The sequence below is a fragment of the Rheinheimera tilapiae genome (assembly GCF_042432165.1).
GTDB classification, from domain to species: Bacteria; Pseudomonadota; Gammaproteobacteria; order Enterobacterales; family Alteromonadaceae; genus Pararheinheimera; species Pararheinheimera tilapiae.
In genome coordinates, this window is record NZ_JBHLXP010000001.1 from 1,266,347 (window position 1) to 1,288,986 (window position 22,640).

The 22,640-nt window shown below is 50.9% G+C and carries 20 protein-coding genes and 2 tRNA genes; 20 read left to right on the forward strand and 2 right to left on the reverse strand.

Translation table 11 applies throughout. The features are described 5' to 3' along the window. Positions 1-16: 16 nt before the first annotated feature. From carB to ACFFJP_RS05280, 3 genes are all read left to right on the forward strand, one after another. Positions 17-3,238: a carbamoyl-phosphate synthase large subunit gene (gene carB / locus ACFFJP_RS05270; RefSeq protein ID WP_377241180.1), complete on the forward strand. Its 3,222-nt coding sequence runs from the start codon at positions 17-19 to the stop codon at positions 3,236-3,238. Continuing rightward, a complete protein-coding gene (greA, locus tag ACFFJP_RS05275) occupies positions 3,235-3,711 on the forward strand; it encodes a transcription elongation factor GreA (RefSeq protein WP_208930625.1) in 477 nt (158 codons plus the stop codon). Before carB ends, greA begins: the two co-directional genes overlap by 4 nt. A gap of 150 nt (positions 3,712-3,861) precedes the next feature. Then, positions 3,862-4,293 carry a hypothetical protein gene (locus ACFFJP_RS05280; RefSeq protein ID WP_377241182.1) on the forward strand — a complete coding sequence of 144 codons (432 nt, stop codon included), beginning with the start codon at positions 3,862-3,864 and terminating at the stop codon, positions 4,291-4,293. Positions 4,294-4,304: 11 nt separating this feature from the next. On the opposite strand, the gene yhbY is transcribed toward ACFFJP_RS05280, so the two are convergent. Further along, positions 4,305-4,601 (reverse strand): ribosome assembly RNA-binding protein YhbY, encoded by a 297-nt coding sequence (gene yhbY, locus ACFFJP_RS05285; RefSeq protein ID WP_377241184.1) that lies wholly within the window; start codon positions 4,599-4,601, stop codon positions 4,305-4,307. A gap of 83 nt (positions 4,602-4,684) precedes the next feature. Here yhbY and rlmE point away from each other — a divergent pair, with 83 nt between their 5' ends. From rlmE to ACFFJP_RS05370, 17 genes are all read left to right on the forward strand, one after another. After that, complete coding sequence (gene rlmE / locus ACFFJP_RS05290; protein WP_377241186.1) at positions 4,685-5,314, forward strand: 23S rRNA (uridine(2552)-2'-O)-methyltransferase RlmE; 630 nt, start codon at positions 4,685-4,687, stop codon at positions 5,312-5,314. A 44-nt stretch (positions 5,315-5,358) separates the two neighbouring features. Then, positions 5,359-7,287 carry an ATP-dependent zinc metalloprotease FtsH gene (gene ftsH, locus ACFFJP_RS05295; protein ID WP_377241188.1) on the forward strand — a complete coding sequence of 643 codons (1,929 nt, stop codon included), beginning with the start codon at positions 5,359-5,361 and terminating at the stop codon, positions 7,285-7,287. 56 nt (positions 7,288-7,343) lie between these two features. Continuing rightward, the gene (folP, locus tag ACFFJP_RS05300; protein WP_377241190.1) at positions 7,344-8,183 is read left to right on the forward strand and encodes a dihydropteroate synthase; all 840 of its coding nucleotides are present in this window, start codon (positions 7,344-7,346) and stop codon (positions 8,181-8,183) included. Further along, positions 8,183-9,517: a phosphoglucosamine mutase gene (gene glmM / locus ACFFJP_RS05305; RefSeq protein WP_377241192.1), complete on the forward strand. Its 1,335-nt coding sequence runs from the start codon at positions 8,183-8,185 to the stop codon at positions 9,515-9,517. Before folP ends, glmM begins: the two co-directional genes overlap by 1 nt. A 184-nt stretch (positions 9,518-9,701) precedes the next feature. Then, positions 9,702-10,442 (forward strand): triose-phosphate isomerase, encoded by a 741-nt coding sequence (gene tpiA / locus ACFFJP_RS05310; RefSeq protein WP_377241194.1) that lies wholly within the window; start codon positions 9,702-9,704, stop codon positions 10,440-10,442. Between the two features lie 2 nt (positions 10,443-10,444). Next, positions 10,445-10,789, forward strand: coding sequence for a preprotein translocase subunit SecG (secG, locus tag ACFFJP_RS05315; protein ID WP_377241196.1), 345 nt, complete (start codon positions 10,445-10,447; stop codon positions 10,787-10,789). Positions 10,790-10,814: 25 nt separating this feature from the next. Beyond that, positions 10,815-10,898 (forward strand) — tRNA-Leu (locus ACFFJP_RS05320). A gap of 119 nt (positions 10,899-11,017) precedes the next feature. Beyond that, positions 11,018-11,094 (forward strand) — tRNA-Met (locus tag ACFFJP_RS05325). Positions 11,095-11,307: 213 nt separating this feature from the next. Further along, a complete protein-coding gene (gene rimP / locus ACFFJP_RS05330) occupies positions 11,308-11,763 on the forward strand; it encodes a ribosome maturation factor RimP (protein WP_377241198.1) in 456 nt (151 codons plus the stop codon). A gap of 31 nt (positions 11,764-11,794) precedes the next feature. Continuing rightward, positions 11,795-13,291, forward strand: coding sequence for a transcription termination factor NusA (nusA, locus tag ACFFJP_RS05335; RefSeq protein WP_208930635.1), 1,497 nt, complete (start codon positions 11,795-11,797; stop codon positions 13,289-13,291). A 24-nt stretch (positions 13,292-13,315) separates the two neighbouring features. Continuing rightward, the gene (gene infB, locus ACFFJP_RS05340) at positions 13,316-15,988 is read left to right on the forward strand and encodes a translation initiation factor IF-2 (protein WP_377241200.1); all 2,673 of its coding nucleotides are present in this window, start codon (positions 13,316-13,318) and stop codon (positions 15,986-15,988) included. A gap of 77 nt (positions 15,989-16,065) precedes the next feature. Then, entirely contained in the window at positions 16,066-16,500 is a 435-nt protein-coding gene (gene rbfA, locus ACFFJP_RS05345) for a 30S ribosome-binding factor RbfA (protein ID WP_377241202.1), read from the forward strand. A gap of 2 nt (positions 16,501-16,502) precedes the next feature. Beyond that, the gene (gene truB / locus ACFFJP_RS05350) at positions 16,503-17,429 is read left to right on the forward strand and encodes a tRNA pseudouridine(55) synthase TruB (RefSeq protein ID WP_377241204.1); all 927 of its coding nucleotides are present in this window, start codon (positions 16,503-16,505) and stop codon (positions 17,427-17,429) included. 107 nt (positions 17,430-17,536) lie between these two features. Then, positions 17,537-17,806: a 30S ribosomal protein S15 gene (rpsO, locus tag ACFFJP_RS05355; protein ID WP_208930639.1), complete on the forward strand. Its 270-nt coding sequence runs from the start codon at positions 17,537-17,539 to the stop codon at positions 17,804-17,806. A gap of 267 nt (positions 17,807-18,073) precedes the next feature. Next, positions 18,074-20,197 (forward strand): polyribonucleotide nucleotidyltransferase, encoded by a 2,124-nt coding sequence (pnp, locus tag ACFFJP_RS05360; protein ID WP_208930640.1) that lies wholly within the window; start codon positions 18,074-18,076, stop codon positions 20,195-20,197. Next, positions 20,178-21,155, forward strand: coding sequence for a lipoprotein NlpI (nlpI, locus tag ACFFJP_RS05365; RefSeq protein WP_377241207.1), 978 nt, complete (start codon positions 20,178-20,180; stop codon positions 21,153-21,155). Before pnp ends, nlpI begins: the two co-directional genes overlap by 20 nt. Then, a complete protein-coding gene (locus tag ACFFJP_RS05370; RefSeq protein ID WP_377241209.1) occupies positions 21,145-22,299 on the forward strand; it encodes a zinc metalloprotease in 1,155 nt (384 codons plus the stop codon). Before nlpI ends, ACFFJP_RS05370 begins: the two co-directional genes overlap by 11 nt. On the opposite strand, the gene ACFFJP_RS05375 is transcribed toward ACFFJP_RS05370, so the two are convergent. Continuing rightward, positions 22,280-22,633, reverse strand: coding sequence for a PilZ domain-containing protein (locus ACFFJP_RS05375; protein WP_377241211.1), 354 nt, complete (start codon positions 22,631-22,633; stop codon positions 22,280-22,282). The two genes, ACFFJP_RS05370 and ACFFJP_RS05375, sit on opposite strands and share 20 nt — an antisense overlap. Positions 22,634-22,640: the final 7 nt, after the last annotated feature.

Below are 22,640 nucleotides of genomic sequence, written 5' to 3' on the forward strand. Positions count from 1 at the left end.
CAGGATTGAGAGAGCTATGCCAAAACGTACCGACCTTCAAAGTATTTTAATCCTCGGCGCTGGTCCAATTGTGATTGGCCAGGCCTGCGAATTTGACTATTCAGGCGCTCAGGCCTGTAAAGCGCTGAAAGAAGAGGGTTACCGGGTGATCCTGGTGAACTCGAATCCGGCGACCATCATGACAGATCCAGAAATGGCCGATGCGACCTACATCGAGCCTATCCACTGGCAGGTGGTAGAAAAAATCATCGAAAAAGAACGGCCATGCGCCGTGTTGCCAACGATGGGCGGCCAGACGGCACTGAACTGTGCGCTGGATTTAGAGCGCCATGGTGTACTGGCGAAATACAATGTCGAAATGATTGGCGCCACTGCAGACGCCATCGACAAAGCCGAAGACCGTGGCCGCTTTGACAAGGCGATGCGCTCGATCGGTTTGGCTTGTCCACGCGCCGGTTTTGCCCATTCAATGGAAGAAGCTTATCAAGTGCTGGAAACCATCGGTTTTCCTTGCATTATCCGTCCTTCGTTCACGATGGGCGGTTCAGGCGGCGGCATTGCATACAACCGCGAAGAGTTTGATGAGATTTGCGCCCGTGGCTTAGATTTATCGCCAACCAAAGAGCTGCTGATCGATGAATCGCTGATTGGCTGGAAAGAGTACGAGATGGAAGTTGTGCGTGATAAAAACGACAACTGCATCATCGTCTGCTCAATTGAAAACTTTGACCCTATGGGTGTCCACACCGGTGATTCCATCACTGTCGCACCAGCCCAAACGCTGACTGATAAAGAATATCAAATCATGCGCAACGCCTCCCTGGCAGTGCTGCGTGAAATCGGTGTAGAGACCGGCGGTTCAAACGTCCAGTTCGGTATCAACCCGGTCGATGGCCGCATGGTGATCATTGAGATGAACCCACGTGTGTCACGCTCATCCGCGTTGGCATCCAAAGCCACTGGCTTCCCGATTGCCAAAGTGGCAGCGAAACTGGCGGTTGGTTACACGCTGGACGAGCTGGCCAACGACATCACCGGTGGGCGTACACCTGCGTCGTTTGAGCCAAGCATCGACTATGTCGTGACAAAAGTGCCACGTTTTAACTTCGAAAAATTTGCCGGTGCGAATGATCGTCTGACCACACAGATGAAATCGGTCGGTGAAGTGATGGCAATTGGCCGCAATCAGCAGGAATCACTGCAAAAGGCGCTGCGTGGCCTCGAAATTGGTGTTAGCGGTTTAGACCCGATCATCGATATTCAGGCACCTGAAGCGAAAGAAAAAATCACCCGCGAACTGCGTGAACCTGGCTCACACCGGATTTGGTACATCGCCGATGCCTTCCGTTTTGGCATGACGATGGATGAGATTTTCAAGCTGACTAACATCGACCCATGGTTCCTGGTCCAGCTGGAAGATTTAATCAAAGAAGAAGCGGCCATTCATGCTGCAGGTTTTGCCGGCCTGGATCAGGCGCGCCTGACCGTACTGAAACGCAAAGGTTTTGCTGACAAACGCATTGCTGACATTCTGGGCGTGGCTGAAGCTGAAGTGCGGAAAAAACGCCATGGTTATGGCCTGCACCCGGTGTATAAGCGCGTCGATACCTGTGCGGCAGAATTTGCCTCAGATACCGCTTATATGTACAGCACCTATGACGAAGAGTGTGAAGCCGCACCAACAAACCGCGATAAGATCATGATCATCGGTGGTGGCCCGAACCGGATTGGTCAGGGGATTGAATTTGACTACTGCTGTGTACATGCGGCGTTAGCCCTGCGTGAAGACGGTTACGAGACCATTATGGTCAACTGTAACCCGGAGACAGTGTCGACTGACTATGACACCTCTGACCGGCTGTATTTTGAATCCATCACGTTGGAAGATGTGCTGGAAATCGTGCGTAAAGAACAGCCGAAAGGCGTGATCGTCCAATACGGTGGTCAAACTCCGCTGAAACTGGCGCGTGCACTGGAAGCGAACGGCGTGCCAATTATCGGTACCTCACCTGATGCGATTGACCGGGCAGAAGACCGCGAACGTTTCCAGCAGGCTGTCGAGCGTCTTGGCCTGAAACAGCCGAAAAACGCCACTGTGACCAGTATGGAAGAAGCGCTGGCCAAAGCACCGGATATCGGTTATCCAATGGTCGTGCGTCCATCTTATGTACTGGGTGGCCGTGCGATGGAAATCGTCTATGACGATATCGATTTGCGACGTTATATGACTGACGCAGTGTCAGTGTCAAATGACTCTCCGGTATTGCTGGATCGGTTCCTGGATGACGCGATTGAAGTCGATATCGATGCGATCTGTGACGGCACTGACGTGGTCATCGGCGGTATCATGGAACACATCGAACAAGCGGGCGTGCACTCCGGTGACTCGGCTTGTTCATTACCACCACACAGTCTGAGTCCGCAGATCCAGGATGTGATGCGGGAGCAGGTACGCAAGCTGGCCCTTGAGCTTGGTGTCGTTGGTCTGATGAACACTCAGTTTGCAGTCAAAGACGGCGAAGTCTATCTGATTGAAGTGAATCCGCGTGCTGCCCGGACAGTACCATTTGTGTCAAAAGCGACTGGGGTCGCTGTGGCAAAAGTTGGTGCCCGTTGCATGGCTGGCAAATCACTGAAAGAGCAGGGTGTCACCAAAGAAATTATTCCACCGTATTTCTCGGTAAAAGAAGTGGTGATCCCGTTTAACAAGTTCCCGGGTGTAGATCCAATTCTCGGCCCTGAAATGCGTTCTACCGGTGAAGTGATGGGCGTGGGTGAAACTTTCGCAGAAGCTTTTGCTAAGAGTGAATTAGGTGCCGGGACCGTGATACCAACTGGTGGTCGCGCTTTACTTTCAGTACGCGATAGCGATAAAGTGCGCGTCGTTGAGCTGGCGAAAACCATGGTCGCCCTTGGTTTTGAACTGGATGCCACCGGCGGTACTGCGAAAGCATTGCAGGCTGCAGGTATTCCATGCCGCGCTGTCAGCAAAGTATTTGAAGGCCGCCCACACATTCTGGATCGGATTAAAAATGGTGAGTACAGCTATATCGTAAACACCACCGAAGGCCGTCAGGCCATCGAAGATTCCAAAGTGTTACGTCGTGGCGCCTTGCAACATAAAGCCAATTACACTACGACCCTGAACGCCGCATTTGCGACCTGTAAAGCCAACGCTGCGAATGCGTTTGCAACAGTGAACTCGGTGCAGGAGTTACATAAGAGAGTAAACGGATGAGTCAAATCCCGATGACAGTTCAGGGCGCACAACGGTTGCGTGATGAACTGCATGAACTGAAAACAGTGAAACGGCCGGCAATTATCGAAGCAATTGCCGATGCGCGTGAACACGGTGATCTGAAAGAAAACGCGGAATACCATGCTGCGCGTGAAGCTCAGGGTTTCTGTGAAGGCCGGATCCAGGATATTGAAGGCAAGCTGGCGAATGCTCAGATCATCGACATCACCAAGCTGACCAATAATGGCAAAGTGATCTTCGGCTCCACCGTCACTATTCTGAATCTTGATTCAGAGGAAGAAGTGACCTACAAAGTCGTTGGCGATGATGAAGCAGATATTAAAAATAATCTGATTTCGGTCAACTCGCCGATCGCTCGTGGCCTGATTGGTAAACAGCAAGACGACGTCGTCAATATCACCACACCAAGTGGCGTGGTTGAGTTTGAGATCACGGACGTGAAGTACCTCTAACTGCGACTTTAGTCTCGGATTAACGGAAAAAAGCGGCTTCGGCCGCTTTTGTCGTTTTATTTACAAAGAGATATGGTTAAATTGCGCAGCGACTTGTGGTACCAGCAACCTAATACTATTGCTCGGTACCAGAGTGCGAAGGAGTCTGTCATGAAAGTTGCCAATCCGGCCTATGAATTGTATTTGGAGCAGCAAACGCTGTGGGTGCGGGCTATTGGCGTCTGGACCAGCCGTGATATCAAGGAATACATTGAGGATTTCCGGGACATAGTCCAGCCAATTATCAATCGGCCTTGGGCCTTGGTATTAGATGTACGGGATTGGCAGACCAGCCCAAAAGAAATCTTTGCCGGTGTGACCGATAATTCAAACTGGTGTGTGCAACATCGGCTTGCCCACGTCATTGCGTTGTTACCGGCCGACCATGTGATTGGCTGGCAGTTTCTCAAAGCCACGGCGATTGAGATGCCAGAAACATTGGTCAGACAACGAACAGATACCACAGACGAGGCCCGCCGCAATTTAGTTGCGGCAGGTTTTCTTGATGTACAGGTGTCGCCGGATGAAAAAAAAACCGGCTGAGTAGGCTGTGATTAACCGCGAGGCAGTTGCAGCTTTTTCTCTTTAGCGGCGCGGTACAGCACCAGAATATGGCCGATCACCTGCACTTTGTCGGCTTTCGCTTCACGGACAATGGCGTCCATGACGGCTACTTTCTCTTCCCGGTCTATGCTCGGGACTTTGATTTTAATCAGTTCGTGATGTTCCAGTGCCAGATCAACTTCGGCCATCACGCCTTCAGTCAGACCATTGCCGCCGAGCAGGATCACAGGCTTCAGCTCATGCGCTTTGGCTTTTAAAAATTGCTTTTGTTTGTTAGTAAGACTCATAAAATGACTTTTTCCGTTTGGAAAGCTTGAAATAGCGTCATTGTACCGCCATCTTGCAGGGAAGACCAATTAAGAGTGTTTCCATGACAAAGAAAAAGCGCTCGGCCAGTTCCAGCCGTTGGCTGCAAGAACATGTGACCGATCCCTTTGTGCACAAAGCACAAAAACTAGGGCTGCGTTCCCGGGCTTCATTTAAGCTCGAAGAGATCCAGCAGAAAGATAAATTGATCAAATCCGGCATGACAGTCGTAGATCTGGGCTCTGCCCCCGGCAGCTGGTCGCAACTGGCTGCAGAGCTGGTCGGGCGCGAAGGGGTCGTGATCGCCTGCGACATCCTGCCGATGGATCCTTTGGCTGGTGTAGCGTTTTTGCAGGGAGATTTTCGCGAAGATGCTGTGCTTGAAGCGTTATTAAACCGGATTGATGGTCGCAATGTGGACGTTGTGTTGTCCGACATGGCACCAAACATGAGTGGTAATGCGACGGTAGACCAAAGTCGCAGCATGTATCTGATAGAACTGGCACTGGATATGTGTAACAAAGTGCTGAAGAAAAACGGTAGTTTTGTCGTCAAAGTGTTCCATGGGGAAGGGTTCGATGCCTTTGTCCAGCAGGTCCGCGACGTATTTACCAATGTACGGATCCGCAAACCCGATTCGTCTCGCGCCCGTTCTAGCGAGACATATATCGTGGCGACAGGTTTCAAACTCTAGTAAAGTAGCAACAGAAGCAATTCTGGTAACAAGAGGTTATTTCCTTGAGCGACATGGCAAAGAATCTGATGGTGTGGCTGGTGATCGCCGTCGTACTGATGACGATGTTCAACAGTTTCAGTCCGGCTGACCGGTCTGACAGAACAACAAGCTATACCCAATTCATTAATGATGTGAATCAGGGCCAAATCCGTGAAGTCCAGGTGGATCGTGGCGGAGTCGTCCGTGCGGTACGCAAAGACGGACAGCGGGTTGAAACTACAATTCCTGGCGGCTATGACGAAAAGCTGCTCGACGACCTGATCAAAAACAACGTGGATTCAACTGGTGTTAAACCGGAAGAGACCAGTCTGCTTGGCCAGATCTTTATCTCCTGGTTCCCAATGCTGCTGTTAATTGGCGTGTGGATCTTCTTTATGCGCCAGATGCAGGGCGGCGGTGGCAAAGGCGCGATGTCCTTTGGTAAAAGCCGGGCACGCCTGATGGGCGAAGACCAAATCAAAACGACTTTCGCCGACGTCGCTGGTTGTGATGAAGCTAAAGAAGAAGTGACTGAGCTGGTTGATTATTTAAAAGATCCGTCACGCTTCCAAAAACTGGGCGGCCGCATTCCGAAAGGCGTGTTGATGGTGGGCCCACCGGGTACTGGTAAGACGCTGTTAGCCAAAGCCATCGCCGGCGAAGCTAAAGTACCGTTTTTCACCATTTCCGGTTCTGATTTTGTCGAAATGTTTGTTGGTGTTGGTGCAAGCCGCGTCCGTGACATGTTCGAACAAGCGAAAAAAGCCGCTCCATGTATCATTTTCATCGACGAAATTGATGCGGTCGGCCGTCAGCGCGGTGCAGGTCTTGGCGGTGGTCACGACGAGCGCGAACAGACATTGAACCAGATGCTGGTCGAAATGGATGGGTTTGATGGTAATGAAGGCATTATCGTTATTGCCGCGACCAACAGACCTGACGTATTGGATCCAGCATTGCTGCGTCCGGGCCGCTTTGACCGTCAGGTCGTCGTAGGCTTGCCAGATGTGCGTGGTCGTGAACAAATCCTGAAAGTACACATGCGTAAAGTCCCATTGGGTGATGGCGTGGACGCGTCCTTGATTGCGCGGGGCACACCAGGGTTCTCTGGTGCTGATCTCGCCAATCTGGTCAATGAAGCTGCGCTGTTTGCTGCACGTAACAATCGCCGCGTGGTGTCGATGGATGAGTTTGAAAAAGCCAAAGACAAAATCATGATGGGGACTGAACGTCGCTCTATGGTAATGACCGAGAAAGAAAAAGAGATGACTGCTTATCACGAAGCAGGTCATGCCATTGTCGGTCGTCTGGTGCCTGAGCACGACCCGGTGTACAAAGTGAGTATCATTCCACGAGGCCGTGCCCTGGGTGTCACCATGTATTTACCGGAACAGGATCGTTACAGCCACTCGAAGCGTTTCCTTGAAAGTATGATTAGCTCGTTGTTTGGTGGCCGGATCGCGGAAGAGATCATCTACGGCAGCGAGGCAGTCAGTACCGGCGCTTCCAACGACATTGAACGCGCCACGAATCTGGCACGTAAGATGGTGACGCAGTGGGGGTTCTCAGAAAAATTGGGACCACTGTTATATGCCGAAGAGGAAGGTGAAGTATTTTTAGGTCGCTCAGTCACTAAAAACAAACACATGTCGGAAGATACAGTCAAAATGATCGATCATGAGATCCGTGATTTTATTGACCGTAACTATGTGCGCGCCAAAGAGCTGATTGAAGCCAACATCGATATTCTGCACGCGATGAAAGATTGTCTGATGCAGTACGAAACGATTGATGCCAAACAAATCGACGACTTAATGGCACGTCGTGACGTGCGTCCGCCAGAGCATTGGGAGCCAAAGGATAAAAAGCCGGAAGCACCTGGTTCTGGTGGCACGGCGGCAACTGCAGCTCCGGCAGCAGATGCAACGCCAAGCGAAAGCCACGGCAGTTAAGCCTCTGTTGATAAATTAAAACCCCGGTCCGCCGGGGTTTTCTGTTTGGAGTCCCGATGGAATTATTATTACCCCGTAAGCGCCGGCTGGATTTGCAGCAAAGCAGGCTGATGGCGATCCTCAATGTTACGCCTGACTCTTTCTCTGATGGTGGCCAATTTACCGGCGAAAACGCTTGCCTGGCACGTGTGGCTGAACTGATCGCTGCCGGGGCGGACATTATCGATATCGGCGGCGAGTCCACTCGGCCAGGCGCGGCTGATGTGTGTCTTGACGATGAGCTGCAGCGCGTGATCCCGGTGATTGAAGCGGTGCGTAGCCGGTTTCCAGATCTGATTATTTCAGTAGACACCAGCAAAGCCGAAGTGATGCGACAGGCTGCATCGGCAGGGGCAGACATGATCAACGATGTGCGCGCTCTGCAGGAACCTGGGGCGCTTGAGGTTGCTGTAACCAGCCAGCTGCCAGTCTGTCTGATGCATATGCAAGGGCAACCGCGTTCGATGCAACATCAACCGGACTATGACCACGTGGTCGCCGAGGTCTTGGATTGGTTGCTCCATCGTGCACAGCAATGTGAAGCTGCGGGCATCGCGTCCTCACAGATTATGCTGGACCCGGGATTTGGTTTTGGTAAGAGTCTCAGTCACAACTATCAGCTGTTGGCAGCATTGCCGGAATTTGTTGCCACCGGCTACCCGGTGTTGGCAGGAATGTCACGTAAGTCGATGATTGGACAACTACTTAAGCGTGATGTATCAGAACGTTTGGCAGGTAGTATTGCCTGTGCCACAATAGCCGCTATGCAAGGGGCACAGATCATTCGTGTCCATGATGTCAAAGAAACGGCAGATGCATTAGCCATTGTTGCCGCGACCAAATCTGGAGTCATTTAATGAGCAGGAAGTTTTTTGGAACTGATGGTGTACGTGGCCGTGTCGGCGAGTTTCCAATCACACCGGAATTTGCAATGAAATTGGGCTGGGCTGCGGGGCGTGTCCTTTCGCAGCGCGGTACCCGCAAAGTATTAATTGGTAAAGATACGCGGATCTCCGGATATTTACTGGAAACTGCACTGGAAGCCGGGTTGATCTCGGCAGGTATCGATGTACGACTGCTTGGACCAATGCCAACGCCGGCAGTCTCTTATCTGACTCATACCTTCCGTGCCGAAGCCGGTATCGTGATCAGCGCATCACACAATCCGTATTACGACAACGGGATTAAATTTTTCTCCGGCGATGGCAGCAAGCTTGCCGATGAGATTGAGCTGGCGATAGAAGCCGAGCTGGAACAGCCAATGGTCTGTGAGTCGTCAGAAAAACTCGGTAAAGCACAGCGGATCGAAGACGCTTCCGGACGCTACATCGAATTCTGCAAAAGCCATTTGCCAAACCATATGTCGCTCAGTGGTTACAAAATCGTGCTGGACTGCGCCAATGGCGCGACCTACCACATCGCACCGAACGTGTTTCGCGAACTAGGTGCTGATGTACATACCATTGCCTGTACACCAAACGGTCTGAATATTAACGAAAAATGTGGTGCGACTCACACAGATGATCTGCAAAAGGCTGTAGTCGAACTTGGCGCTGATTTAGGCATCGCTTACGACGGTGACGGTGATCGCGTTATGATGGTAGATCATCTGGGCCGGCAGATTGATGGTGATGAAATTATTTATATGATTGCCCGTTCAGCCAAACAACGCGGTCGCCTGACCGGTGGTGTGGTGGGTACTCTGATGAGTAATATGGGCCTGGAGCTGGCTTTAGCCGATCTTGATATTCCGTTTGTGCGCAGTAAAGTCGGCGACCGCTATGTGATGGAATTGCTGCAGGAAAAAGGTTGGCGTATCGGTGGCGAAAATTCTGGTCACGTCATCAATCTCGATCATACCGGCACGGGTGATGGTATTGTTGCGTCTCTACAAGTACTTGCATCGATGATGGATACCAATCTGAGTCTGGCCGAATTAAGCCATGGCATGACTAAATTGCCTCAGGTGCTGGTTAATGTGAAGTTTGAAAAAGGCTCGGCGCCACTCGACAACATGCATGTCAAAGAAGTTATTGCGACAGTTGAAGCTGAATTACATGGTCAGGGCCGGGTTTTAATCCGTAAATCTGGTACTGAGCCGCTGATTCGTGTAATGGTTGAAGGAAGAGAACAGGCACAGGTACAGGAATATGCCGAGCGGATCGCCGCAGCTGTGAAGTTAGCTAGCTGATCACTGCGTTTCAAAACGTAGATTTCCTGCAGTGAATTTGTCAGATCTGCTGTAGGAAGTGCAGGATTGGATGCAACAGAACAAAAGCCGGATAAATACCTGCCAACAGGTTTTTTTCCGGCTTTGTCTTGTCTGCAGCGGCGAGGTTCGTTAAGATCGCGCCGGCTTAAACAGGGGAGTCCGCATGACATTTCGCCGTCCGCTTATCGCTGCAAACTGGAAAATGAATGGGAACCGTGAGTTGGTGCAGGCCACTGCAACGATGCTGCAAAGTATCGATTGCCCGCATGAAATTCTGATCTGCCCCCCTGTAATCTTTCTGGCTGACTTTCCAAAATCAACAAAATATTGCCTGGGCGCTCAAAATACCAGCAGTGAGAAGGCCGGTCCCTTCACAGGTGAAATCAGTGCTGATATGATTCGCGCCGTCGGAGCTGAGTATGTCATTCTCGGTCACAGCGAGCGCCGCAGTTTATACGGCGAAACTGATGCGACAGTTTTGCAGAAAGCTCAGCAGGCTATCGCAGCCGGAGTTACGCCAATTATTTGTTTTGGCGAGACTTTATCTGAACGGCAACAAGAAAAAACTATGTGGGTTCTTGCACAGCATTTAGATGCAGTGTATGCTGCGCACCCTGATTTGCTGGCCCGGTCGGTGATTGCTTATGAACCCGTTTGGGCGATTGGCACAGGCCTGACAGCAACGCCTGAGCAAGCACAACAAGTGCATGCATTTATCAGGCAGCACCTGGCGCGCATTGACCAACAGGCGGCAGCGCAGGTCCGAATTTTATACGGTGGCAGTGTTAATGCTGAAAATTGGCAAACACTGTTTAGCCAGCCAGACATCGATGGTGCTTTGGTTGGTGGCGCCAGTTTAAAACCAGCAGAGTTTGCTGCAATTTGCCAGATGGCAAAGGAATAATGATGTACGAAATTATTATCGTATTATACGCAATCGTCGCGCTGGCAATTATCGGTCTGGTGTTGATCCAACATGGTAAAGGCGCAGACATGGGCGCTTCATTTGGTGCAGGCGCTTCAGCAACAATTTTTGGTTCAGCAGGTCGTGGTAATTTCCTGACTCGCTCAACCAGTATTCTGGCAGTGTTGTTTTTTGTGTTAAGCCTGATTTTGGGTAACTACAACACCTCACACATCCAGAAAAAGTCAGAATTTGAAAATATCACTGCGCCAGCTGCAACAGAAACTGCTCCAGCCAAGCCAGAAGAGAAAAAAGAAGCTTCAAAAGATATTCCGGTCGGTAACTAATCTTCCGAATATCCCTCTGAATAATGCCGAGATGGTGAAATTGGTATACACGCTACCTTGAGGTGGTAGTGCCCTAGGCATGCGGGTTCGAGTCCCGCTCTCGGCACCAATTATTAATGTTACTGTTGCTACAAGACAGTAATGTTGCAGTAGGACTCTCGGGTCAACTGCCAAAACAATATGTTGCGATACAGTGGTCACCACTATATAATGCACGCCAGTTACGGACGCGGGATGGAGCAGCCTGGTAGCTCGTCGGGCTCATAACCCGAAGGTCGTCGGTTCAAATCCGGCTCCCGCAACCACTTTCACCGACAATGATAATTTCTGCTGAAAACATCGTTGTCGCGAACCGCAAGTGTTTACTTTCAGTTCGCAACCAGATTTAGAACGGGATTGGCGATATCCTGTTTTACCGGTGTAAAGTCGCCCCGATCTGTCGGGGCGTTTTTATATCTGGGGTAACGTTGTACTACTATTCTGGGCTATATGCCCTTTTTTTATTTCCGGAGGTCTCTTTGACTAAACAAGAACAGCGTTTAACTGAGCTGTTGGCACCCACAGTTGCAGCCAATGGCTTTGAACTGCTGGGCATCGAGTTCATGGCGGCAGGGCGGCATTCCACCTTACGCTTATTTATTGATCATCCGGACGGGGTTAATGTTGACCACTGTGCGTTGATCAGCCGTGAAGTCAGCGCCATCCTTGATGTCGAAGACCCAATTCCTAACGAATACAATCTGGAGGTTTCATCTCCGGGTTTGGATCGTCCTTTGTTTACGCTGGCGCATTTTGCCAAAGTTGTCGGACAAAAAGTTGAAGTCAAACTGGCTATCCCACAGGATGGCCGTCGTCGTTTCAAAGGGATCCTTAATGCGATTGAAGATGACATGCTGGTCATCGAAGTGGATGGCAAACCATATCGTTTGCTTATGGATAATGTAGAGAAAGCAAACGTAGTTCCGGTGTTCTGAGTAGAACCGCGGCTCTAGTGAGGCATAAATCATGGCAAAAGAAATACTATTAGTTGTTGATGCGGTTTCAAACGAGAAATCGGTTCCTCGGGAAAAGATCTTCCAGGCGCTTGAGTTTGCGCTGGCTGCAGCTACCAAAAAGAAAAATGAAGGCGATATTGAAGTTCGAGTTTCGATTGACCGCAAGACTGGCTCTTATGAAACATTCCGTCGCTGGTTGGTGATCCCGGACGACCAAGTGCAGGAACACCCGTTCCGCGAAATGACATTATCTGCAGCGCAGTACGACGAACCTGAATTAAATGTCGGCGATTACGTTGAAGAGCAAATTGATTCGATTCAATTCGACCGTATTACTACGCAGATGGCTAAACAGGTCATCGTGCAGAAAGTCCGTGAAGCAGAACGTTCTCAGGTTGTTGAAGCTTATATTGACCAGGTCGGTGAGCTTGTGACCGGCGTGGTAAAAAAAGTAAACCGTGAAAGTGTGATCGTCGACCTTGGCAATAACGCAGAAGCAATGTTAGCTCGTGAAGAGATGATCCCACGCGAAACTTTCCGCCCGGGTGACCGCATTCGTGCTTTGTTGTACGCAGTAAATCCGGAAGCCCGTGGCGCCCAGCTGTTCTTAAGCCGGACCCGTCCAGAAATGCTGATCGAGCTGTTCCGCATTGAAGTGCCGGAAATCGGCGAAGAAATGATCGAAATCCGCGGCGCGGCCCGTGATCCTGGTTCACGCGCCAAAATCGCAGTGAAAACTAACGATCGCCGGATCGACCCAGTTGGTGCCTGTGTTGGTATGCGTGGTTCACGTGTCCAGGCTGTGTCTGGTGAATTAGGTGGCGAGCGCGTGGACATCGTGTTGTACGATGATAACTCCGCACAATACGTCATCAATGCCATGGCGCCTGCTGAAGTGGCATCAATCATCGTTGATGAGGATGCGCATGCGATGGATATCGCAGTTGAAGATTCAAATCTGCCAATGGCGATTGGCCGTGCCGGTCAGAACGTTCGCCTGGCCAGCCAGCTGACGCAATGGGAACTGAACGTGATGTCAGTCTCCGACATGAAAAAGAAACACCAGGAAGAGACTTCTAAAGTCCTTAGCGTCTTTATGGATGCGCTAGAAATCGACGAAGATTTCGCCTCTATTCTGGTCGACGAAGGTTTCTCCACACTTGAAGAAGTCGCCTATGTGCCAGTATCTGAATTACTGAGTATCGATGGGCTGGATGAAGATACTGTCGAAGAACTACGTAAGCGCGCTAAAGCTGTATTGACGACCCGCGCGCTGGCCAGTGAAGAGTCACTGGAAGGTTCACAGCCAAGTGAAGCGCTGTTGAATCTGGAAGGAATGGAGACCCACACCGCTTATGTTCTGGCCAGTAAAGGTGTGGTTTCGCTCGATGATCTGGCCGAATTAGGTGTCGATGATTTGATTGAAATTGAAAAAATGGCAGAAGAAAAAGCTGCTGCATTAATTATGGCTGCGCGCAATATCGTTTGGTTTAGCGAGCAGAACTGATAGGTCAACGGAGGAAACTATTACATGGCAGATGTCACGATAGAAAAACTGGCCAGTGATGTGGGAACGACTGTTGATCGGTTGGTTCAACAATTTGCTGATGCAGGCATTGCAAAGCAGTCTGGTCAGATGGTCAGCGAAGATGAAAAAAAATCTTTGCTTGAGCACCTGAGTAAACAACATGGTGGTGCCAGCAGCGAGCCTTCACGGCTGACGCTGAAGCGCAAAGAGAAGTCAACACTGAGCGTGAGTGGTGGCGCTGGTCGCAACCGCGAAATTCAGGTTGAAGTGCGCAAGCAGAAAACCTATGTCAAACGTCCGATCATGGATGAAGCGGCATTAAAAGCCGAAGAAGAAGCACGTCTGGCAGAAGAGAAAGCGAAAGAAGACGCGCGTCTTGAAGCAGAACGTCAGGCCGCGGAAAAACGCGCCCGTGACGAGGCTGAACGTAAAGCCGAAGCGGAACGGAAAGCGGCAGATGCCAAACGTCGTGAAGCTGAACGTGCACAGCTGGCAAAAGATGATCCGGAAGAAGCGGCACGTCGCACGGCAAAAGAAGAAGCCAAACGCGAAGCCGAGCGGATTATCGCGCAGCAAGACGCAGAGCGTCTGCGCAAGCTGGAATTAGAAGCACAGCGTCAGGCCGAAGAAGCCCGTCGTCTGGCAGAAGAAAACGCAGAACGTTGGTCGCAAGAAGCTGCACCAGCGGTTGAAGTCGGTGACTATCACCTGACCAGCAACGTCTTTGCTAAACAAGCCGAAGATGAAGAAGATTCACGCGATGAGCGTGGTGGTCGTCGTCATGGCAAAAAAGCGCCAGTAGGCAAAGCCAAGAAAAAAGACGACGCGGACGATAAAGACGCATTTAACCGCGCTAATCGTCACAAGAAGAAGAAAACCCCAACCAGCATGCAGCATGGTTTTAATAAGCCAGCGCAGCCGGTGGAGCGTGAAGTGAAGATTGGTGAAACGATCACTGTAGCCGAACTGGCTGCCAAGATGGCTGTGAAAGCATCTGAAGTCATCAAAGTGATGATGAAAATGGGCGCCATGGCGACCATTAACCAGGTGATCGACCAGGAAACCGCCGCTATCGTCTGTGAAGAGATGGGCCACAAGTTTACGCTGACTCGTGAGAACGAGCTGGAAGAAACTGTAATGGCAGATCGCGAAGGCGAAGGTGCGCAGGAACATCGTGCGCCAGTAGTGACCGTTATGGGTCACGTTGACCACGGTAAAACGTCATTACTTGACTACATTCGTAAAGCGAAAGTGGCCGCAGGCGAAGCCGGCGGTATCACCCAGCATATCGGTGCTTACCACGTCGAAACCGACCGTGGCATGATCACCTTCCTCGATACCCCTGGCCACGCTGCGTTTACTTCGATGCGTGCCCGTGGTGCCAAGGCTACGGACATTGTCGTACTTGTGGTCGCAGCCGATGACGGCGTAATGCCACAAACCAAAGAAGCTATCCAGCACGCGAAAGCAGCTGGTGTGCCAATCGTGGTGGCAGTGAACAAGATTGATAAACCAGATGCAGATCCGGACCGTGTGCGTAACGAGTTGTCACAATACGGTGTGATTTCAGAAGAATGGGGCGGCGATACCCAGTTCGTGCAGGTTTCTGCAAAAACTGGCTTAGGTATTGATGATCTGCTGGAATCTTTACTGGTGCAGTCTGAATTGCTGGAACTGACAGCAGTTCGTGAAGGCATGGCGCGTGGCGTTGTGATCGAATCTCGTCTGGATAAAGGCCGCGGTCCAGTTGCGTCTATCCTGGTACAGGAAGGCACGCTGAGTCAGGGTGACATCGTGCTCTGTGGTCTGGAATATGGCCGTGTCCGTGCGATGCGCGACGAAAATGGTCAGGACGTGAAAGAAGCTGGTCCGTCAATCCCGGTCGAAATTCTGGGTCTGTCTGGCGTACCTTCAGCTGGTGATGAAGTGACAGTGGTGCGTGACGAGCGTAAAGCCCGTGAAGTTGCCCTATACCGTCAAGGGAAGTTCCGCGACGTCAAACTGGCACGTCAGCAAAAGGCCAAGCTGGAAAACATGTTCGCCAATATGACCGAAGGCGATGTGGCCGAGCTGAACATCGTACTGAAAGCTGACGTACAGGGTTCTGTCGAAGCGATCAGCGAGTCGTTGTCGCGTCTGTCTACAGATGAAGTGAAGATCCGCATCATCGGTAGTGGTGTTGGTGGTATCACCGAAACTGACGCCACACTGGCGGCTGCTTCTTCTGCTATCGTGATCGGCTTCAACGTTCGTGCTGAGGCAAATGCCCGCAAGATCATCGAAGACGAAGCACTCGACTTACGTTACTACAGCATCATTTATGAACTGTTAGACGAAGTGAAAGCCGCAATGACCGGTATGCTGGCTCCAGAGTTCAAGCAGCAGATCATCGGTCTGGCGCAGGTTCGTGACGTGTTCCGCTCACCGAAATTTGGTGCGGTTGCTGGCTGTATGGTCACTGAAGGTATCGTCAAACGCAATGCACCAATCCGTGTTCTGCGTGACAACGTGGTGATCTACGAAGGTGAACTGGAATCGCTGCGTCGCTTCAAAGACGACGTCTCTGAAGTCCGTAATGGCTTCGAGTGTGGTATCGGCGTGAAGAACTACAATGATGTCCGTGAAGGCGACCAAATCGAAGTATTCGAAGTGGTTCAGGTTGAACGTACACTGTAATCTATTGAGTTAATAGAAATTATTAAATGAAGCAGGGGCCAGCGGCCCCTGTTTGTTTCTGATTTCAGGTGAGAATTATGGCAAAAGAATTCAGTCGGGTTGACCGGCTTGCCCAGCAGATGCAGCAGGAAATGGCGCTGATTCTGCAACGGGAAATTAAAGACCCACGCTTACATACCATGATCACTGTCTCTGATGTGGATGTGTCAAAAGACCTATCGCACGCCAAAGTCTATGTGACGTTCCTTGGGCTGGAAGCGGAAAAGGTAAAACAGAACCTCGACATTCTGAACGATGCCAGTGGTTTTATCCGCAGTCTGATTGCAAAGCGGATCCAGGCGCGTATCGTCCCGACAGTGCGTTTTTACTTCGATAAGTCGCTGGATGAAGGTATCCGGATGGCGAATCTGGTCGAAAATGTGCGTAAAAGTGACGAGCAGAAACGCGTTGCCGCAGGCCAGGAGCTGGATCCAAGGCCAGATGCTAAGACCAAGTCAGACGAAGAAGAATAACAATGGCGCGTCGTATCGTTGATGGCATTCTGCTGTTAGATAAACCGCTGGAAGTGTCCAGCAATGGCATTTTACAGCGCGTGCGCTGGTTATTTCAGGCGGAAAAAGCCGGTCACACCGGCGCTTTAGATCCGCTGGCCTCTGGTCTATTGCCGATCTGTTTTGGTGAAGCGACCAAATTCAGCCAGTTTCTGCTGGATACTGACAAGACCTATGAAGTCAGTGCGCGCTTTGGTGTTCGCACTGATACGTCGGATGCTGCCGGTGAAGTGATCAGCGAAAGGCCAGTTAATTTTGTGCTGGAGCAGCTGCAGGCTGCGGTGATAAGCATGCGTGGCCCGCAATTGCAGGTGCCGACGATGTTTTCGGCGCTGAAGTATCAAGGCCAGCCGCTGTACAAATATGCGCGTCAGGGCATCACAGTGCCGCGTGAAGCCAGGCCGATCAACATCTTTCGCTTTGATTTACTCGATTTCGACGGGCAGGACGCACGGTTTATCGTGCACTGCAGCAAAGGGACTTATATCCGCACCCTGATCGATGATTTGGGTGAAACGCTGGGATCTGGTGCTTATGTCACAGCGCTGCGGCGGACTCAGGTCGGGCCATTTCAGGCCAGTCAGATGTTGACGGATGAATTTTTGGCACCGCTGAATCAGGCGCAGGATTGGGCCGGGCTGGATGCACTGTTACTGCCGATGGACTATGCGCTGGCTGGTTTGCCGCGTTTAACGCTAGATCCGTCTGCAGTCAAACGCTTGCGTCATGGCCAGACTGTGTTGTTAACGCCTGAACTACTGGAATTACTGCCAGTGGGACCGAGTGATGCGATCGCACTTTATGACGACAGGCAAGCTTTTATTGGCGTCGGCATGCAGGACGGTGCTGAGCTCAAAGTTCGTCGTTTGCTCAATACGGCGAATAGTTAAGATAATCCTTGTACTGCGAGCATGCTGTGTTAGAATGCGCGCTCATTTTTGGTCGTAGGCTGGATTAGTGCCTGGCTGCGATCGTATTTAATATCCTGGAGGATACTATGTCACTAACTACTGCTGAAAAAGCAAAAATCCTGGCCGACTTCGGCGCAAACGCTGCGGATTCAGGTTCAACTGAAGTTCAAGTTGCTCTGCTGACTGGCTCTATCGCCAAGCTGCAACCACACTTCGCTGAACACAAACACGACTTCCACTCACGTCGTGGTCTGTTACGCATGGTTTCTCAGCGTCGTAAACTGCTGGATTACCTGAAGCGTTCAGACTCTGCACGTTATGCTGCACTGATCGAGCGTTTAGGTCTGCGTCGTTAATCGACCAAACCAGCGAGAAAAGGGGCTTTAGGCCCCTTTTTTTATGGCTAAAATCGATACTGGTGAGAGAATTCTGCAAAATCCTATGATGCCCCTTTTCCAGCGATAAAAAGCGGCGCTTTTTCCTGTTGCTGTCCGGTCCTGAACTATCTTTTCCGCCTCTGAAACAGCTATACTGTGCCGCGCAATATCGAGCCAAAAATACACCGCGTAAAAGGCCCATCAGGCGCCCTCATCCACGCGTACAAGACAAAGGAAAAATATCAAGTGAATCCCATCGTAAAATCATTCCAGTTTGGTCAGCATACCGTCACCTTAGAAACAGGTGTTATTGCCCGTCAGGCCGACGGTGCTGTATTAGCCAGCATGGGCGACACCGCAGTGCTGGTTACTGTTGTTGGTAAAAGAGAACCAAAACCAGGTCAGGACTTTTTCCCGCTGACCGTAAACTATCAGGAAAAAATGTATGCTGCCGGTCGTATTCCTGGTGGCTTCTTCAAACGTGAAGGCCGTCCGAGTGAAGGCGAAACATTAACTTCACGCCTGATTGACCGCCCAATCCGTCCATTATTCCCTGAAGGCTTCACTAACGAAGTTCAGGTTATCGCTACTGTTGTTTCTGTTGAGCCGGACATTCAGCCGGACATTATCTCTCTGTTAGGTACTTCTGCTGCACTGGCGATTTCTGGTATTCCGTTCAGCGGCCCACTGGGCGCAGCCCGCGTTGGTTACATCAACGACCAGTACGTACTGAACCCATCAGAAACTGATCTGAAATCAAGCAAGCTGGATCTGGTCGTTGCAGGTACTGCCAATGCAGTACTGATGGTTGAATCTGAAGCTGAAGTGCTGTCAGAAGATGTGATGTTAGGCGCCGTGGTTTATGGCCATGACCAAATGCAGATCGCCATCAAAGCCATCGCTGAATTTGCAGCAGAAGCTGCAAAACCGGCCTGGAACTGGGTGGCAAAACCAAAAAATGACACGCTGATCAGCAAAATTGAAACGTTGTCGACTGCTCCAGTTGGCGAAGCGTACCGGATCACTGAAAAAGCAAAACGTTACGAGCGTATCGGCGCGATCAAAGCTGAAGTGTTTGCCAAAATCAAAGCTGAACTGGCTGAAGGCGAAAGCTTCAATGAAACCGAAGCTGGCGACATCTTCCACAATCTGGAATCAAAAATTGTTCGTAGCCGTATTATTGCCGGCGAGCCACGCATCGACGGACGTGATAACGAGATGATCCGTGGTTTGTCCGTAATGACTGGCTTACTGCCACGTACACACGGTTCTGCACTGTTCACCCGTGGTGAAACGCAGGCTCTGGTAACTTGTACTTTAGGTACTGCCCGTGATGCGCAGACAGTAGACGATCTGCTGTCAGACAAAACCGACAACTTCCTGTTCCACTACAACTTCCCTCCGTTCTCGGTTGGCGAAACCGGCATGGTCGGTTCACCAAAACGCCGTGAAATCGGTCATGGTCGCCTGGCGAAGCGTGGTGTTGCTGCAGTGATGCCAGAATTCGACAAATTCCCGTACACAGTACGGATGGTGTCTGAAATCACTGAATCAAACGGTTCAAGCTCAATGGCATCAGTGTGTGGTTCTTCTCTGGCTCTGATGGACGCTGGTGTACCAATCAAAGCATCTGTTGCTGGTATCGCGATGGGTTTGGTTAAAGAAGGCGACAACTTTGTAGTACTGTCAGACATCCTCGGTGACGAAGATCACCTGGGTGACATGGACTTCAAAGTGGCTGGTACTACAGCTGGTATTACTGCACTGCAGATGGATATCAAGATTGAAGGTATCACCAAAGAAATCATGCAGATCGCACTGAAACAAGCCAAAGCTGCCCGTATCCATATCCTGGGCGTAATGGATTCTGCAATCAGCACGCACCGTTCAGAGCTGTCTGAGCACGCACCACGTATCTATACCTTACACATCAACCCGGAGAAAATCCGTGATGTGATCGGTAAAGGTGGCGCGGTGATCCGTCAGATCACTGAAGAATCAGGCACGACTATCGAAATCGAAGATGATGGTACCGTGAAAATTGCCGCAACCAACAGCGCTGCTGCTGGTATCGCCATCGCAAAAATCGAAGCTATTACTGCTGAGATTGAAGTTGGTGCTATCTATGACGGTGAAGTGGTGCGTATTGTTGATTTCGGTGCTTTCGTCAACGTATTACCGGGTAAAGATGGTCTGGTTCACATTTCACAAATCTCTGATGAGCGCGTGAATAACGTGGCAGAACACCTGCAACTCGGTCAGAAAGTCAAAGTGAAGGTTCTGGAAGTAGACAAACAAGGTCGTGTCCGCCTGTCTATCAAAGAAGCCAACAGCAAAGCGGGCGAAGCCCATGCCGAAGCAGTTAACTAAGCTGCTGCTGGCGCCACTGCTGCTTGCTGCAGTAGTGGCATTGCCTGCCTGCCAACTGGTGCCAAAAGCGCCAGTTGGTATCCTCGTTGAAGATCCGCTTGAACCAGAACCTCTTGCTGCACCATTTCGCACTGAAATAGCGGTCGCCCGTATCAGCGAAATGTTACAAAATGCCAAACTGTCTGAGCCCGAACGTGCCCGCCTGCATTATGACCGCGGTGTGATGTACGACAGTGTCGGTCTGTCGGCGTTAGCGCGCTACGATTTTATGCGTGCACTACGTTTACAGCCAGATATGGCGGATGCCTATAATTTTATTGGGATCCAGCATACAGTTAGCGGCGATTTTGAGCAGGCCTATGATGCGTTTGATTCGGCTTTAGAGTTAGAACCTAAGTATCAGTATGCCTATCTGAATCGCGGCATTGCGTTGCAGTATGATGGCAAGCTGGCACTGGCAATCAACGATTTCCAACAGTTTCAGGCAATGAAACCGGATGACCCTTATCGCAGTCTGTGGTTGTATTTGGCGCAGGTTGAACATTCAGCCCCGCAGGCACTGGAAACTCTGACTAAACATCAGGGCGCTTTGGATAAAAAAGTCTGGTCGTCGCAGATTGTGGCGTTCTACCTCGGCCAAATCAGCGAAGCAGATCTGTTAAAAGCAGCCAGTACCGATGTCACAGAGCCGCGGCAATTAGCGGAGCAACTGTGCGAAGTCTATTTTTATCTGGCACGCTGGCATGGTCTGAAACAAAACCCAACGCAGGCAGTGGCGTATTATAAAAAGTCACTGGCAACTAACGTGTATGAGTTTGTTGAACATCGTTATGCCCGTCTGGAGATGACGCGCTTACGTCAGGCGGTAGTCGAACAGGGGCATGAACAAGAGTCTGATCATCAGCACGAGCAAACGCAAGAGCCTGCAGACACGCAGGACAGTGGCCATGCGCACTAACCAGGTGCTGTCACAACAAAAAGGCCGGCTTGCTGGCTTTTTTTTATTGCTGTTAAGCGCCTGTCAGCCCAGTCAGACGGTTGTGCCCGGTGCGTTGGAGTTTGCTAAAGCGCAGCAGGCGATTCAGGCGAAGCTATCGATAAAGGCTGCGGAACATCTGGCGTTAGCCATTCAGCAAGGCCACCCGGATGCTTCAAGTCAATGGATTAGTCTGACTCAGACTGAGCAAGGTCCGCTGCAGCAATATCAGCAACTGCAACAATGGCGTTCGCAGCCGCTGGATGCAGATTCTGCTGCATTATTGGGACTTTGGCAGGAGCAGGGCCTGACCAGACCACAGCTCTCGCCGGAGCCTGCAACGTCGCAATGTCAGCTGAACATCCAGCCGGTGTTGACGTCAGCCTCAGCCACCAGCCACTGGCAACAGTTCCGGCAGAATTGGCCCGCTTCAGCGTTCGCCACTTTACCCCTATGTTTTTTGCCACCAGCTTTTGTTGATAGCCGGGCGCTACAATGTTCTGAGACACCAGGCAGTCGAATTCAATGCAATGCGCAGGTGCTGCAGGAGATTGTCAGCAGCGGCCGCGCACAGCTGCTGATGGTCGTTGCTGGGCGCGGTAATGCCAGTTTTAACAATGGTTGGTTGCAATTGCCCGAGAATTTCACGCCGGCGTTATTTCGCCATGAATTCAGTCATGCCTTGGGCTTTTTGGATGAATATGCATTACCTGCATCTGTTGCCGCAGCGGAATGTCAGCGGACAGATCTGACAGCGAATATTCTGTTTACCGCCGCTGATTTAACGCGTTATGCCGATTATTGGCAACTAGACCCTGAGCAGTTGCGTTTAACGCCGGTCGCGACCTGCGACGCGGTAAATCGTCAGGCCTACCGAGTGGTAGAGGCGAACAGCCATATGCAACATTTTGAATTACCGGTACCGGCTCTATACGTCAGATTGATGCAGCAACAGCTGAAACAGCCGCAACAGGTGATGCCCGTGCAGTATTATTTCGCTTCACTGGCTCGCCAACGGCAGGATATGGCCAGCTGGCGTCAATTGATGCAGCAGGCGGCTGCATTTGGCTATCCGGCCGCACTGGACGGCCTGACCGCGGCAGGATTTAGTTCGACAGCTCGTTGAGCTCGCGACTTAATAATTCAGCGTCGCCAAGATTCAACTCAAGTAACCGCCGCAGGTGGCTGGCACTTTCAATATCGATACGCTCGCAGCGCAGCCCGATGGTGGTTGGGTGTAAATGTGCGATGCTGACATCCATTTCTAACACTAATTCTGACTGATCCAACTGAAATTGCAGTTGGGCATGTTCACCAACCAGTCCCTGAAATTCAGCAGGGCGTTGGATCAACGCGCCTTTTAACGACAGATCTGTCACTTGCGTGAAGAAATTCTGTCCCTGAAAACGCAGGGTCGCCTGATTGCTAAATAAGATACGGCTGAACTTACGGTTGTCCATGACAGCT